This window comes from Prosthecobacter gellanilyticus (assembly GCF_007992435.1).
In the GTDB taxonomy this organism is placed as follows: Bacteria; Verrucomicrobiota; Verrucomicrobiia; order Verrucomicrobiales; family Verrucomicrobiaceae; genus Prosthecobacter; species Prosthecobacter gellanilyticus.
Map to the genome: position 1 here is coordinate 18,152 of NZ_BKAG01000008.1, position 13,473 is coordinate 31,624.

General features: G+C 58.0%; 12 protein-coding genes. 2 read left to right on the top strand and 10 right to left on the bottom strand.

Features of this window, described 5'->3' with window-relative positions; translation table 11 throughout:
- Positions 1–22 precede the first annotated feature (22 nt).
- The 7 genes from BGE01nite_RS07230 to BGE01nite_RS07260 all read right to left on the bottom strand — a co-directional run bounded on the left by BGE01nite_RS07230 (position 23) and on the right by BGE01nite_RS07260 (position 8,039).
- On the bottom strand, positions 23–508 hold the full coding sequence (locus BGE01nite_RS07230) for a TlpA disulfide reductase family protein (RefSeq protein ID WP_146849763.1): 486 nt from the start codon (positions 506–508) through the stop codon (positions 23–25).
- Between the two features lie 77 nt (positions 509–585).
- Positions 586–1,320 (bottom strand): hypothetical protein, encoded by a 735-nt coding sequence (locus BGE01nite_RS07235; protein ID WP_146849764.1) that lies wholly within the window; start codon positions 1,318–1,320, stop codon positions 586–588.
- A 118-nt stretch (positions 1,321–1,438) separates the two neighbouring features.
- The gene (locus BGE01nite_RS07240) at positions 1,439–4,120 is read right to left on the bottom strand and encodes a DEAD/DEAH box helicase (protein WP_146849765.1); all 2,682 of its coding nucleotides are present in this window, start codon (positions 4,118–4,120) and stop codon (positions 1,439–1,441) included.
- 101 nt (positions 4,121–4,221) lie between these two features.
- Positions 4,222–5,019: an ABC transporter permease gene (locus tag BGE01nite_RS07245; protein ID WP_146849766.1), complete on the bottom strand. Its 798-nt coding sequence runs from the start codon at positions 5,017–5,019 to the stop codon at positions 4,222–4,224.
- Positions 5,016–5,795, bottom strand: coding sequence for an ABC transporter ATP-binding protein (locus tag BGE01nite_RS07250; RefSeq protein ID WP_146849767.1), 780 nt, complete (start codon positions 5,793–5,795; stop codon positions 5,016–5,018). The genes BGE01nite_RS07245 and BGE01nite_RS07250 overlap by 4 nt, the downstream gene beginning before the upstream one ends.
- Positions 5,796–5,930: 135 nt before the next feature.
- Positions 5,931–7,058 (bottom strand): glycosyltransferase family 2 protein, encoded by a 1,128-nt coding sequence (locus BGE01nite_RS07255; protein WP_146849768.1) that lies wholly within the window; start codon positions 7,056–7,058, stop codon positions 5,931–5,933.
- 69 nt (positions 7,059–7,127) lie between these two features.
- Positions 7,128–8,039, bottom strand: coding sequence for a dihydrodipicolinate synthase family protein (locus BGE01nite_RS07260; protein WP_146849769.1), 912 nt, complete (start codon positions 8,037–8,039; stop codon positions 7,128–7,130).
- A gap of 115 nt (positions 8,040–8,154) precedes the next feature.
- Between BGE01nite_RS07260 and BGE01nite_RS07265 the strand changes: the two genes are divergently transcribed.
- Both BGE01nite_RS07265 and BGE01nite_RS07270 read left to right on the top strand, forming a co-directional pair.
- Positions 8,155–8,688, top strand: coding sequence for a flavoprotein (locus BGE01nite_RS07265; RefSeq protein WP_146849770.1), 534 nt, complete (start codon positions 8,155–8,157; stop codon positions 8,686–8,688).
- Positions 8,689–8,902: 214 nt separating this feature from the next.
- On the top strand, positions 8,903–9,541 hold the full coding sequence (locus BGE01nite_RS07270) for a hypothetical protein (protein ID WP_146849771.1): 639 nt from the start codon (positions 8,903–8,905) through the stop codon (positions 9,539–9,541).
- Positions 9,542–9,842: 301 nt separating this feature from the next.
- Here the strand turns inward: BGE01nite_RS07270 and BGE01nite_RS07275 are convergent, their stop codons facing one another.
- The 3 genes from BGE01nite_RS07275 to BGE01nite_RS07285 form a co-directional block, all read right to left on the bottom strand.
- A complete protein-coding gene (locus BGE01nite_RS07275; RefSeq protein WP_146849772.1) occupies positions 9,843–11,822 on the bottom strand; it encodes an adenine nucleotide alpha hydrolase family protein in 1,980 nt (659 codons plus the stop codon).
- Positions 11,812–12,558 carry a hypothetical protein gene (locus BGE01nite_RS07280; protein WP_146849773.1) on the bottom strand — a complete coding sequence of 249 codons (747 nt, stop codon included), beginning with the start codon at positions 12,556–12,558 and terminating at the stop codon, positions 11,812–11,814. The genes BGE01nite_RS07275 and BGE01nite_RS07280 overlap by 11 nt, the downstream gene beginning before the upstream one ends.
- Positions 12,559–12,822: 264 nt before the next feature.
- Entirely contained in the window at positions 12,823–13,473 is a 651-nt protein-coding gene (locus BGE01nite_RS07285) for an HAD family hydrolase (RefSeq protein ID WP_146849774.1), read from the bottom strand.

Sequence of the window (13,473 nt, forward strand, 5' to 3'; positions counted from 1 at the left end):
CTGCGAACCTGGAACAAAAAACTCACTTCTTCAAAACCGCCTCGATGTCACTGTCCTTCATGCTCATCGGATGCCCCTCCCACACGATCTTGCCCGTGCTGTCCACGATCATCGCATGCGGAATCCCCTGGATGCCAAAGTCCTCGTTCACCTTCTTGTAGGGGTCATAGCCCACCGTGTACTCGATCGGCACCGTCTTCTCAAAAGTTCGCACCGTTTGCTTGTCCTCATCCGTCACGCCGATGATCTCCAGCCCCCTGTCCTTATACTTCTTGTACACCGCGTTCAGGTGCGGAATACTCTGGCGGCAGGGCGGGCACCAGGTGGCCCAGAACTCCAGGACATAAGGTTTGCCCGCCAGCTCCGGGGACTTGCCTGAAAATCGCACCTTCAGATCCTTGATCACCGTGCCTACATTCGACTTCGAAGCCGTGGCCAGCACCTGCTGACCCAGAAAAAGCGAGAGCGCCACCAGCGGCAGCACAACAAGGAAAGAGAAACGTTTCATGGCGGATCGATGGTTGAGCCCAACACCTCATTAAACGCCTCAACTCCCCGCTCATTCATGAAAATCTGCCCGGTGCACTACTTGAGCTCCAGGGACTTCGGCACGCTGTCCCAGGTCTTGCCGCGCAGGGAGGTGATCGGCGAAACCCATTCATGCACCACCTTTCCCTGCGGATCCAGGATGCGCAGCATCAGGCCTCTCAGGGCATCCACATGGCGGTCCTGCCGGGTCGTGGAGTAGCGGTAGTCCACCACATCGATAGGAACTTCGCGTGTGCTGAAGGTGCCCGCATCATTGTAGCGCAGCGGCCCGGCCACCGTGGTCTCACCGGCGTGATAGCCGCTGTTGCCATCGCTGGCAAAGGAGCCCTCAGCCCCCTCCTGCACAAACACCCGGTACTCGACCTTCAGGTTCTTCACCACGGTCCTCGCCGTGTTCCGGATCTCCACCTTGTAAGCCCAGAGTTCATTTTTCACCGTCTTGTAACCCATGTTCTTGCGCTCGCCCGACACCTTCCCGGCCACCGCTTTGACCTCAAAGCGATAGTTCAGCGAGGCCGGAGTCCGCTTCATCCATTCAGCGATGACGAGCTGGTCCTCCGCACTGAACTGGTTGGCCACCTTCTGAAAAACCGTCCCGCTCTCCATCTTCAGGGTGATCTGCCCAGCCCCATCATGAGACACCAGCTCCGCCCGCACCTTCCGGCCCGTATTGTCCTTGAACTCCCGGATCTCCGCCTGCGCCACACCCGCCCCGAACCAGACTACGAGAGCAAGCACAAGCAACCAAGGCTGCGATAGGGAGAAGGTCATGACAAAGCACCTTACTCAACTCCCGTCCCACCTAACAAGAACAAACTGAATACCCCTCTCTGTTGGAAGTGACCCCCAATCCCGCATAAGACAATCTTTCTACCCCAATTTTTCTACCCTACCTCTCCGGCCCCGTCTTCCTCTCAAACTCCCGCCAAAGCCTCTCGATCGCCTCCTCCGGATCCTCCATCATCATCCCTTCCTTGATCTTGCTGGCAAAGATGCCGAACGAAAAGGGTGTCACCACCGGCACCGGAATCAAATGCCACTCCAGCCCCGCGGTCCGCTGCAGAAACTCCACCGCACGCGGCAGATCCAGATACGTGTGCGTCGCCTCACGATACGACTGCACCAGCATCGGATGATCTGGCTCATGCTCCGTCAGCACACGAAACAGAATCTCCGCATTCCAGCGCAGCTCCTTCAGCCGCCGTTCCTTCCCGGGCCTGTTCCGCGGCACCATCAGCCCCGTCTGCGCCACTCCCCGGAAGTTCCACTTCACCAGCTCGCTATGCTCCAGCGCCGCGTGCATGTCACGCTCCGCATGCTCTGGCAGAAACAGCTCCTTCCACGCCTCCAGCTCCAGGTCCTGAAAGCTCTTCACCGTCAGTAGAAAACCATAGTCATCGATCGTCACCATCGTGTTCCCGCCCACCGCCTCCTTGAGCCGATGTGAGATGATCCGGCTCAGCGCATCATTCGCACTGCGGCCGATGAGACTGTGAAAAAAGAAGTGCACCAGCTCCGGATCCGCCCCCGGGCTCTCATCCACAAACCGCTCAACCAAAAACGTGTCAAAAGTCGGAATGCGCGAGACCCGCAACTGGTTCCGGCAATGCCGCAAAATTGCCTCCGCATTCGTCTGCGAGATCTCAAACCGTTCCACCAGCCAGTCCGAAAGTAGCACAGGCGTCCCGCCTGCTTCTGGCCCTCTTAAATGTGGTGCAACCGTCCCGGTTGCCTCAGGGCCTTTCAAAGCTCCCGCCAGCATCCCGCCAGCCTCCAGCTCCCCCATCATCCTCCTCGCCAGCTCCGTCCTCAATAGCGCCACCTCATGCGCCAGCCCGGAAGCCAGTGGCATCTTGTTGGCATTCCACGAAGGCACCGTCGGCAGCTTCCCCGTCGCATCCTCCACCCGGATCTCCGCCACCCCCGTCTCCACCAGCCGCACCATGCGCCCGGCTAAAACAAAGATGTCCCCCACCTTCAGCCGCTTCACAAAACTCTCCTCGACCTGCCCCAGCCGGCGCTTGCCCAGGATCACGCTGATCGTCCCCTCCGTGTGAATCACCCCGATGTTCACCAGATACTCTCGTTCCACCTTTTTGTTAGGAATCGCCAGCTTGTCATCCACCCACAGGATCTTGCCGAAGTTCTCCCGATACTGCCTCTCCAGCGACCTCCCGCCACCTTCCAGATAGTTCAGCACCCGGTCCAGCTCCGCCTCCGTCAGATCCCGAAATGCAAACGCCGCGCGCACCGTCTCCACCACATCTTCCCGCGTGTAGCCACCCTCCATCGCCATCCCCACCAGATGCTGCGCCAGCACATCCAGCGGCCGTTCCAGCGGCCGCACCGCATCTAGCCGCACCGCCCGCGTCATCTCCGCGCACACAATGCATTCCATGAGATCGTTCACATTCGTCGCCACCAGGATGCCATGACTCTCCGTGTGAATGCTGTGCCCGCTGCGCCCGATCCTCTGCAGCGCACGGCTGATCCCCTTTGGCGTCGAGATCATCACCACACAGTCCACACTGCCGATGTCCACACCCAGCTCCAGACTCGTGCTGCACACCACCGCGCGCAGCTCCCCATTCTTCAGCTTGTCCTCCACCTCCAGCCGCACATCACGATCCAGGGACGCATGATGCGCCTCGATCTTCGCCGCCAGCTTCGGCAGCGCATTTTTCAAACGCAGCGTGATGCTCTCCGTGCCGCTGCGCGTGTTGCAAAACACGATCACATTCCGGCTCCGCTCCACAATGCCTGCGATGTCCTGCATCACCCGGTGCGCGGTATATCCAGACGGAGGATACGGATCCCGCCGGATCGGCGAAAGAACCTCCACCCTCCTTCGCCGCTCCATCCGCGCCTCGACGATCTCACACACCCTCCCTTGCCCAACCAAAAGCTCGGCAAGCAGCGGCAACGGCGCCGCCGTGGCGGAAAGTCCGATGCGCGTCAGCCCTTCCGGCACTCGTCTCTGCAACCTCTCCAAACAGAGCATCAGATGCGCCCCGCGCTTGTTCTCCGCCAGCGCATGCAGCTCATCCACAATCACAAACCGCACCTCGCTCAGCGCCTCCGCCCACCCCGCCTGCGGCAGCAAAATCGCCAGGCTCTCCGGCGTCGTCAGCAAAATATGCGGCGGCTTCCTCTTCAGCGCCGCACGCTCCGACGCGGTCGTGTCCCCCGTCCGCGTCCCCACACGCACAATGTCCTCCAGCCCGATGCCCTTCAGTGCCGGCAGCAGGTTCTTCTGAATGTCATAGGTCAGAGCCCGCAGCGGCGACACATACACGCACTGGATGCGCGGCTTCAGCGTCCCCGCCTCATGCGCCCTCTGCAGATGATCCAGCACCCCCAAAAACCCCGCCAGCGTCTTCCCGCTCCCCGTGGGCGATGACAGCAGCACCGACCGGCCTGCCAAAATATGCGGCAGCGTCAGCTCCTGAGCCTGTGTGAGCTTCCCAAACGCCTTCTTGATCCACCGCCGCACCCGCGGATGCAGCTCCGCCCCCGCCGTCTCATCAGACGGCAGGGCAGGGGACTTGGCTGGAGATCGTCGGGCCACCATCAAGTGCTACGCCAAACCAGCCCTCAAAGGCATCTCTTAATTCTGCCTCATCTGTGCCCTCTGCGTTATCTGCGGTTAAAAAAGGGCTCCGCTATCTCACCTCACTGCGTCGCAAACTTCGTCAGCAGCCCGCGCTTCCGCGTCAAATTCAGAATCCACGCGAACAAACCACCTGCCAGGGCCAGATAAACCACATTCAGGGCCGCGGAATACCACAGGTAGTTCCAGTTCATCGTCCCCGTCTTCATCACCTCGCGCATGCCTTCAAAGATGTACGTCGGCGGAAAGCTCCACGCGATCGGCTGGGACCAAGCGGGCATGTCCTCCACCGGATAAAACACCGCCACCGCTGGCTGGAAGAAGAACGGGATGGCCCACGCCAGTGACTCCGCCGCCTGTCCCCAGCGCAGGATCAGCGCCGTCGAGATCATCCCCAGCGACCAGCCAAACAGCATCAGGTTCGCGAAGAACGGAATGAGCCACCAGTGCAGCGAGAAGATATTGTACGAGTAGCCCACCCACGAGATCAGGCCCAGGACCACTGCCGTCACCAGGATGCGTAGGAAGCCCACGATGAACGTCGCGCCCACATACTCAAACGTGCGCACCGGCGCCACGAACACATTCAGCAGATTGCGCGTCCACACATCCTCGAGGAAGGAGATCGCCACGCCTTGCTGCGCGCGGAAAAGGATGTCCCAAAGGATCATCCCGCCCAGGAAGAACAGTACAAAGCTGCCGAACTCAGGGTTCGTGTTCTTTTGGATGAACACGGTCACATTTCCCCACACCACCAGATCCACCACCGGCCAGAAGACCAGCTCGACCATGCGCATCGGCGTGCGTGTGTAGAGAAACAGATAGCGCAAAACCAGCGCGCTGATGGTGTTGAAATTCATGGCTGTTTGGCAGGTTCGTCGATGACTTCGCCATCACGGGCGATCTTGATGAAGACATCTTCCAAGGTCGCGCTGCTGGACTGCGCCACGATGTCGGTCGGCGTCCCTTCGCACACGATCTTCCCCTTGTGCAGGAAGATCACGCGATCACACACCTCCTCGATGTCACGCATGTTATGCGAGGTGTAAAGAATGCCGATGTTGCGCTCCTTCTGCACCTTGCGGACCACCTTGCGCACCTTGTCCGCGATGTCTGGATCCAGGCTCGCCGTCGGTTCATCCAGCATCAGCAGTTCCGGATCATTGAGAAAGGCCTTCACCAGGTTCACGCGTGTCGATTCACCGGCGGAAAGCTGCCCCGTCACGCGATCCGCCAGATGCGTGATTTCCAAAAGCTCCATCAGTTCCGCGATCTTCTTCTTCGGCTCCTTCAAGCCATAGATGCGTGCAAACACGATCAAGTTTTGCCGAACCAAAAGATTACCCGGCAGTGCAGTGTAAGCGGAGGAAAAGTTCGACCTTTGCAGGATCTTGATCCGGTGCTGATGCAGTGGCAGACCAAAGGCAAAAAGATCACCACCCGTAGGCAGCGTGAGACCGAGCAGGCAGTTCATCGCCGTCGTCTTGCCTGCGCCATTCGCGCCCAGTAGACCCAGCACCTCGCCACGGTGCAGCTTGAAGGAAAAGCGATCGAGCGCCTTCACGCCATCGAACTCACGGGTGAGCTCACGGGCCTCGAGGATGACTTCGCGCGTGTCTGGGGGGGCGGCGGACATGGGGCGCGGAGAATCGCCGCGCCCGCCCGGAATGCAAATGCATCATTCTGACGTCGTTGATGCGGCAATGGAGTCCTGGAGTGCTGGAGTATTGGCTCAATCCACCAATCAATCACTCCCCTACTCCAGCGCAGCCTACAGTTTGCCTTTGCGAAGGATGTGAACCCCCAGCATCCCAAACGTGATCATGGAAGGCACTGCCAGGAAATGCAGCCACACGATCAGCGTGCTCGCATAATCCAGCCCTGCAAAGCTCGACCTCGCCCACTGGATCACCAGCCAGCCGATCACCAGGCTGATGCTGCCCAGCAGCGTCACCAGCAGGAAAAACAGGCTGCCTTCGTCCATCTCGATCAGCTTGCGCGTGATCGCGCGCGGCTTCTCACTCTGTTGCAGGAACATCGCCGCGGAAAGCATGTAGATCTGCGTGCCCACCAGCGCCGCCAGCAGCAGCAGCACCTGGCTGTGCACGCCCAGAAAGGTCAGTCCCGCCACATTGACCAGACCCGTGACCGCCGAGATCGCCTGCAGCAGACTCGCCACAATGATCAGCACCAGCCCGCCCAGCTCAAACATGCGCGGCCGTTCCGAAAGAATGAAAAGCAGATGCCGCATGCCATCCCGCCACGTGCGCAGATGCGGCGTGCGGTCCACCGGCGCCGGGCGCAGACCCGAAACGATCTCCACCGTGCTGGCCTTCTTCTTCAGCGCCTTGATCAGCAGCTCGGAAGCGAATTCCATGCCGCTCGCGCGGATGTCCCAGGTCTTGTAAGCCGTCTTTTTCAGGCAGCGGAAGCCCGAGTTGCAGTCGCTCAGCTTGCCTTTGAAAAGTAGATTGATCAGCCCTGTCAGCACCGGCGTGCCCAGGACGCGGTGCAGCGTCGGCATCGCCCCAGGTTCAATCACACCCTTCATGCGTGACGCGATGCCCATGTCCGCATCCGCCTTCGCCGTCGTCTTGTACAGCTCCAGCGAGTTCTCGTAAAAATACGTCCCGTCCGCATCCGCGAACATCACATACTTCCCTTCCGCAGCCTCGATGCCGCCACGCAGCGCCGCACCATAGCCACGCTGCGGCACCGGCACCACCCGCGCGCCATGAGCCGTGGCAATCTGCCGCGAGTCATCAGTGCTGCCGTTGTCTGCCACCACGATCTCGTAGTTCAGCGCCGGATCGACCTCGAGCGACTTGCGCACCGCATCGATGCAGAGCGCGATCGTGCGGCTTTCGTTGAGGCAGGGAAAGACAAAGGTGAGGTCCATTCGGGAGAGATGGAAAGGTGGAGTGTCGCGGCGGCCCTCCTTTTTCAAAAAGGCCGCATCACGTGGAAATCAGCGCGCCAGCAGCTCCTTCGCCGCCTTCTCGATTTCCGGCAGCAGTTCATCCGGCAGCTCGGTCATCAGCGGCAGAGCCGGACCCGTCTGGGCGATGCCCGCCAGCGCCACGGCGTGATGCAGCACCAGGATCGGGCTGTGCTTGTTACGCAGATCTTCCAGCGGCTTGAAGACCTCGCGGATCTCCTCGGCCTTCGCATAGTCACCCGCGTGGATGGCATGCATCATGTCCATGCTCAGCTTCGGCTGCACACACACGCAGCCTGCGGTGAAGCCCGTGATGCCGAAATCGCGCAGATGCACGATTGCCGGCTGCTCGCCGATGCCGGACACGATGAGTTCCGGATTCACCAGGGAGACCAGCTTGCTCAAAAAGGCGTCCTCGGCCGGATCTTCCTTCACCACCGCATACTTGATCCAGGAGATCAGACCGTCATTCACCAGGGACTGCGCCAGCTCCGGGGTGATGTAGCCCTCATCCTTCATGTAGAGCACCGCCTTCAGGCCGGACTTCTCCACAAACTTGCGGATCGCCGTGGCCACGCCCGCTGGCTTGGAGGGGAACAGCGTCGGCAGCAGCATCGCCGTCGGGAACTCATGATCCTTCAGCATCGCCGCCTGGTCCATCGCCGTGCCATACATCGGGCCCACGCTCGGCACCATCCACACATCTTCCGGGGAGATCTCGCGCAGCATCGTCAGCAGCGCCGGATACTCGGACGGAGCGATGTTATAAAGGTTCGCATTGCCGCCATATAGCATCGTCGTGATGCCACCAGCATACATGTGCTGCACCAGCTTGGCATTCTCCTCGCGGTCGAGGCTGAGGTCCGCCTTCCGGCACAGGGGCGGGACGGCGATGACGGAACGGCGGAGGTCGGCGGGAGCGTTGACAGGCGTGGTCTTCATGCGGGCGCGCAGTCAAGGGAGGCCGGGCCGTTGGGCAAATGGAAATGCGGGGTCAAAACACTCCTCTTTGCGCCCCGGGGGAATCCGTGGTTCATTCCCCGGCAGCACCCCACCCATGGCAAACATCGTCCTCGGCATCACCGGCTCCATCGCAGCCTACAAGGCGGCGGACATCGCCAGCCAGTTGACGAAGGCCGGCCACACCGTCACCTGCGTGCTCACCAAGGCTGCGGAGGAGTTCGTCACCCCCCTCACCCTCGCCACCCTCTCCCGCCGTCCTGTGGTGTCGGACCTCTTCGCCGAAAAAGAAGGCTGGCAGCCCGGCCACATCCAGCTCGCGGATGATGCCAACCTCCTCCTCATCGCCCCTGCCACCGCGAATGTCCTCGCCTCCCTGGCCCACGGCTTCGCCAATGACGCCCTCACCGCCATCGCCCTGGCCACAAGAGCGCCCATCCTCATCGCCCCCGCCATGAACGGCAAGATGTGGCAGCACCCTGCGACCCAACGAAACGTCGAAACCCTCAAATCCTGGGGCGTGAGATTCGTCGAACCCGCCGAAGGCCTCCTCGCCTGCGGCTACGAGGGCGTCGGAAGGTTGGCCCCGGTGGAAGAGATCGTGGCGGCTGTCACAGGTTTGTTAGCTTAACCTACGGCACACTCTTCCAGACATGCGCTACTACGAGCCTCGTTTCCGCATGGCAGTTCTGGCAGGTGAGCAAGATAGGTTGATCAGCAAAATCGGCGGCTTGCCTTGGGGAATGCCTGCGGACCTCTGGCCGCACTGCTGCGGGTGTCCCCAGAAGCTCCTCGCTCAACTCCGTCATGAGTCGCCGATGCTCGACCTGGGGAAGGAAGGTTTGGTGCTGCATCTCTTCCAATGCTTGGAATGTGGTGGCATTGATGAGTGTGGAAGGGATGTGGTCGTGATTGATCAATCGTCGATGGGTGATGGCCTCACCCGCGTCCCAGGCTGGGACCACTCTTGTGGCTTGGGAGAGCCACCTCTCATCGGAGAATTCTGGATCGATGAGTGGCTCGAGAAAGATGACGGCATCCCAGACGAGCGCCTTTCCGAGTTCTTTGTGGAGAGTTCGTACTGGGCTCTTCAAGACGAGTTTTCGGAGATCGACTTTTATGACTTCCTTGGCCGGACTCGATTCGGTGGTTCACCCAGATGGACGGGCAATGGTCCGCTTGTTGTCCCGCCGCCTCCATTTGAGTTTCTGTTCCAGATCGACAACAGCCTGATTCTTGAAGGCGTTTCGCCGGATGTTGACGCTGTGGGATGTGTTGTGACGACCTTTGAGTCTGGCTCATCGCATCAGTCCAACGCCCTTCCAGTCGCCACCAAATTAGGTGCTCCGTGGAGTATCATTCATGAAGTCGGATCTGACTACTACTCCGCCGAATTCACCAATCTGGGCTCAGATGGCACCATCTTTGTGTATGTGGATCGCACGCAAGTGCCCCATGCCGTCCAATGGTTTTGGAATCGCTGAGAGTGAGGAAACTCCCGAGCGAGGTCGGCTGCGGCGACCTCAGCGTTGTCTTCATCCCCGCTTGTAGCGATATCAGCCAACGCTCTCTCGCGGTCGCACATCGATGCGCTCGCGTGTAACCAAAAGTCTATCTCGTTCGAGGATTCGAGCGCTGAAGAATTCTCTTCGTTTCGTGATTCTGGATGAGATCTGGACATTGTTAATGCAATGCGTCCACCTGGATAGTGATCCGCTTTGCATTTGCCCCCGAGTCAACCTAGACGCGGACTGATTCCTCTGACGCCTTTGATTTGTCTTGAATTCAGGGCGTCAACCTCGTCAACCAAGCCGTCAACCGAGCTAGCTCCCAGATGGGGCGGTGGTCGTAACTCTCATCTATGCCGGATTTTCTCCGCTGCGTCGGAGACAGCTCCGAAAAATTGGAGCTCGTTTCGCGTTGTCTGGCATTTTCAATGAACAACTTCAGTCTGGGATTCTGAGCTTTCAACGCCTCTACCTGCTTCCACACGGCTTGTTTAGAGATGGGCTTTTTCCCTTTCTTGCAGAGTTTCATGGCAATCTCGTCGTAACTCAGATGCCTTTCAGCGCCTCCTCCGCTCACGGTCTCGACAAGCAGCACAAAGAGCTGATGTTGTTTAGATGTCAGTTTCTGACTCAGGCTCTTGAGAAATGCTAGCGCACCACTTGATACTTCATCAAGAAGTTGTTGCTGGGTCGTCGTGTGCGCCAGCACGGATTTAAATCCCTCGTTCATCTGAATACTCAACTCTGCATTTGAAGGTTCCAGCTGAGTTTGGGCAACAGTCGTCTCCTTTGCTTTAAGTTCGACAGCGGCATCGATACCAACATTATCAGTCATAGCTCGCAGCAAGCTGCCACGTCCCAGTCTCCCATAGGCTACATCAGTGCAATGCGCCGCCACCAGTCGACCGAGTGCAAGACCCACTTCCTCGGCATGCCGCTTGTGAAGGTCGAACACCCTCTCCGCCGCTTTGGTGTTGCCGCCTGGAATGTGTGGAAGCGCATCAACCACTTGTGGGAATGCTATCAAAAGATCGGCAACGCCTTTTAAGCCCGCTGCTTTAGTCGCCCTGTCCAAGTATCCCGCGAGCATCATCTTGTCCTCATCCTTTGGTCGATCATCTATGAAGATGTTGCGCGCGTAGCGATCCAGAGGATCATATTCCACCGCCGCCGCTGCCACCATGGCTATTCGTCGATCAATACATTGGGAGCACAGGCCGCAGTGAGTATGCTGTTTAGTGCGCTCCCAAGTGTGTGCGCAACTGATGGAAGTTTGCAGCATGTCTGAGCATCCAAGAGCAACGAGTCTCCGAATAACCCCTGCCTTAGTGTCTTGAAAAAACGGATTCTCGACTTTGAAACCGCCTCCGCCGATGGCGGAGAACAACCGCTCAAAGCAGGACAGCACCTTGGGATGTGTCGTTCGCGTTGCTCTTGACCCTACTACTTGTGCACTCAGGGGAAGATTAAGGCTTACCACGCCATTCTCGTAAAATCTCAAGCTATCAATATTGAGCATGCGGGCGATGGTTGCCCCGAACGATGCGAAGAGAAACGACCGGGTCCTCTGAGTGTATTCTTTCCCGAGTCGTTTTTGCTTGTTAGCCCGAACGCGGACGTGATGAGGCTTGGCTTGCCCAGCCTTGTCGGCGATTTGAGATTTTAAACTGGCCAGAAATCCATTGTTCTTCGGCGTAGACAAATGTGTGACGAGCACGATGCGATTCTTCTCAGTCAAAATCTCTTCCATCGCACCTGCGAGAGAATCCAGCCCTCCAGAGAACATCACGACTTTGTCAATTGGCCGGCCATCGTGAGACTCATTGTCGAACTCTAAATACTGTTGCTCTAGATCATTCGGCTTCGTGGACTGCGAAAAATGAAAGGTAAAATAGTCGTCCGAGAGAAAGGTCAGCAGGTTGGTCAATGCCGATATGACTTCTTGCGATTTCCACAACCCTGTGGCCCTGACCGGAATGTGAAAATGAAAATCGCGCCGCCAATCTTCGCCAAAGCGATCGGCATCAGAGAAGCAACGGGTAGTGGCTTGGTCGGCGGCATAGACGTAAGCGGCAATCTCGACCAAATCGAGGTACTGTGGCTCGATGTCCCGGTAAAAAGATCGCTTTAAATCCTCGATACGCAAAAGAACATTCTCGTCTTCTTTCGCCCCCAAGATATTGAGATTGAGAGATGTTCCTGGAGTTGCCCTGGGCCTATCGAGACCTCCACAAAAGATGTGATGTTCAGTCTGCATGATCTTTTGCACGGGCCATTAATTCCGCTCTGATTTTTTGAATGCCGTACCAGCCAAATCCTTCACTCTTATCCCGACCGATGTCCCCATCGCCTTGAAAGCGATTCTTTGAGAACCATTCAGATGCGTACTTCTCAACGATCTCGGCTGTTTCATGACAGTGTTTGTCCATAGCTACTCGGAACCGCATCACCTCCGCTCTAGACTTAAATTTTTGATCTGGTCCCATTTGGAGGGGAAGCGTTCGGTCCAAAAAATAGCCGATACTGCGGTTTGTGACCTGGGCGAAAAACACTCTAGATAGCTCCCCAAATGCCTTGTCCCGTCCAAGTGCACCAAGTTCGGCGTGGATAAAGTCTGACGAGGCCTCAAACAGTCCAGCTTTCTCGTGAAGGCGTTCAACTACAGCGGCGATAAGAGATTCTTTGGCTATAAGGCCAATGTCTGAGGTGCGAGTATTACTCATATCAACCGCGAGTGCTAACGCCACGGCGACATCGGCTAAGGAAGCGTGTTGCGGTAGACGTATGCCAGCTTCTTCCAGGCATGCTTTTGGGTTAGCCTGTTTGCCAGCAATTCCCAATCTTGTGAGCAGCCAAGCAGCTTGAGCGAATCCAGGGTCATTGCTTAATCGTTCCAGTGCCTTGTCGGCAGCGGACATCGTGGCATTCGCGATTTTCGCCACTTCACCACCTTCAGCAATGAGGCTGATAACCTCCTTCCAACGACGAGTCATTGGTAGGGCGCCGAGGCGAACGTGTCCCATAATCTGTTGAGATAACCGCTTAATTGTCGCCTAATAAACTAGCGTTTAGCAACAGAATATTGCCGCTTGCTAGAATTCAACGATGGCATCCTCAAGGGAATTTGACCGAATTCCTGCCTTTTCGGGATCGCGATATACAAGCTACGAGCGCATTAGTTATCCCCTTGACCAAGTTCACAAGGATTCTAACCGAACGCCTATAGTTTAGTCATCAGTGTTCTCTAACTGATTCTGTTAGACCTCCAGCAACTCCGCCGGCTTGTCCACGATCACCTTCGCGCCGTGTTCCTTGAGCTCTTCCACGCTGCGGAAGCCCCAGCTCACGCCGATGCCATACATGCCGGAGTTTTTGGCAAAGCTCATGTCGATGCCTGAATCCCCCACATAGGCGCAGGCGGAGATATCGATATTCAAAAGCGCCGCAGCCTCGATGGCACCTGCGGGATCCGGTTTGCGCTCCACATGCTCCCGCTGGCCAAACACGAAATCAAAGGTGCCCAGCGGGAAGAAATGCTCGCAGCACAGCGTGGTGAAGCGGTGCGGCTTGTTGGAAATGCAGCCCAGCTTCATGCCACGGGCACGCAGCGCGGAGAGCGTCTCCAGCATGCCATCATAGACCACCGTCTTGTCGCGCCAGTTGTCGGCGTAGTGCTTCTGGTAGTCGCGCAGGCAGTTGTCGATGATCTCGTCCGTGCGCGCATACTCGGGCAGCGCACGCCACACGAGCTGCCGCACGCCATCGCCGATGTACTCGGGAAACACGGCCAGCTCACGCTCCGGATAGCTGTGCTCCACGAGCATGCGGTTCACCGCCGCCGCGAGATCGGCGAGCGAATCAATCAAAGTTCCATCAAGGTCGAAGATGAAGGCTTGGAGGGAGGGCAT

What these genes read in the sequence shown, in the direction of transcription:
- BGE01nite_RS07230 (WP_146849763.1), bottom strand. Translation starts at nt 508, where the DNA reads ATGAAACGTTTCTCTTTCCTTGTTGTGCTGCCGCTGGTGGCGCTCTCG.
- BGE01nite_RS07235 (WP_146849764.1), bottom strand. Translation starts at nt 1,320, where the DNA reads ATGACCTTCTCCCTATCGCAGCCTTGGTTGCTTGTGCTTGCTCTCGTA.
- BGE01nite_RS07240 (WP_146849765.1), bottom strand. Translation starts at nt 4,120, where the DNA reads ATGGTGGCCCGACGATCTCCAGCCAAGTCCCCTGCCCTGCCGTCTGAT.
- BGE01nite_RS07245 (WP_146849766.1), bottom strand. Translation starts at nt 5,019, where the DNA reads ATGAATTTCAACACCATCAGCGCGCTGGTTTTGCGCTATCTGTTTCTC.
- BGE01nite_RS07250 (WP_146849767.1), bottom strand. Translation starts at nt 5,795, where the DNA reads ATGTCCGCCGCCCCCCCAGACACGCGCGAAGTCATCCTCGAGGCCCGT.
- BGE01nite_RS07255 (WP_146849768.1), bottom strand. Translation starts at nt 7,058, where the DNA reads ATGGACCTCACCTTTGTCTTTCCCTGCCTCAACGAAAGCCGCACGATC.
- BGE01nite_RS07260 (WP_146849769.1), bottom strand. Translation starts at nt 8,039, where the DNA reads ATGAAGACCACGCCTGTCAACGCTCCCGCCGACCTCCGCCGTTCCGTC.
- BGE01nite_RS07265 (WP_146849770.1), top strand. Translation starts at nt 8,155, where the DNA reads ATGGCAAACATCGTCCTCGGCATCACCGGCTCCATCGCAGCCTACAAG.
- BGE01nite_RS07275 (WP_146849772.1), bottom strand. Translation starts at nt 11,822, where the DNA reads ATGCAGACTGAACATCACATCTTTTGTGGAGGTCTCGATAGGCCCAGG.
- BGE01nite_RS07280 (WP_146849773.1), bottom strand. Translation starts at nt 12,558, where the DNA reads ATGACTCGTCGTTGGAAGGAGGTTATCAGCCTCATTGCTGAAGGTGGT.
- BGE01nite_RS07285 (WP_146849774.1), bottom strand. Translation starts at nt 13,473, where the DNA reads ATGCCCTCCCTCCAAGCCTTCATCTTCGACCTTGATGGAACTTTGATT.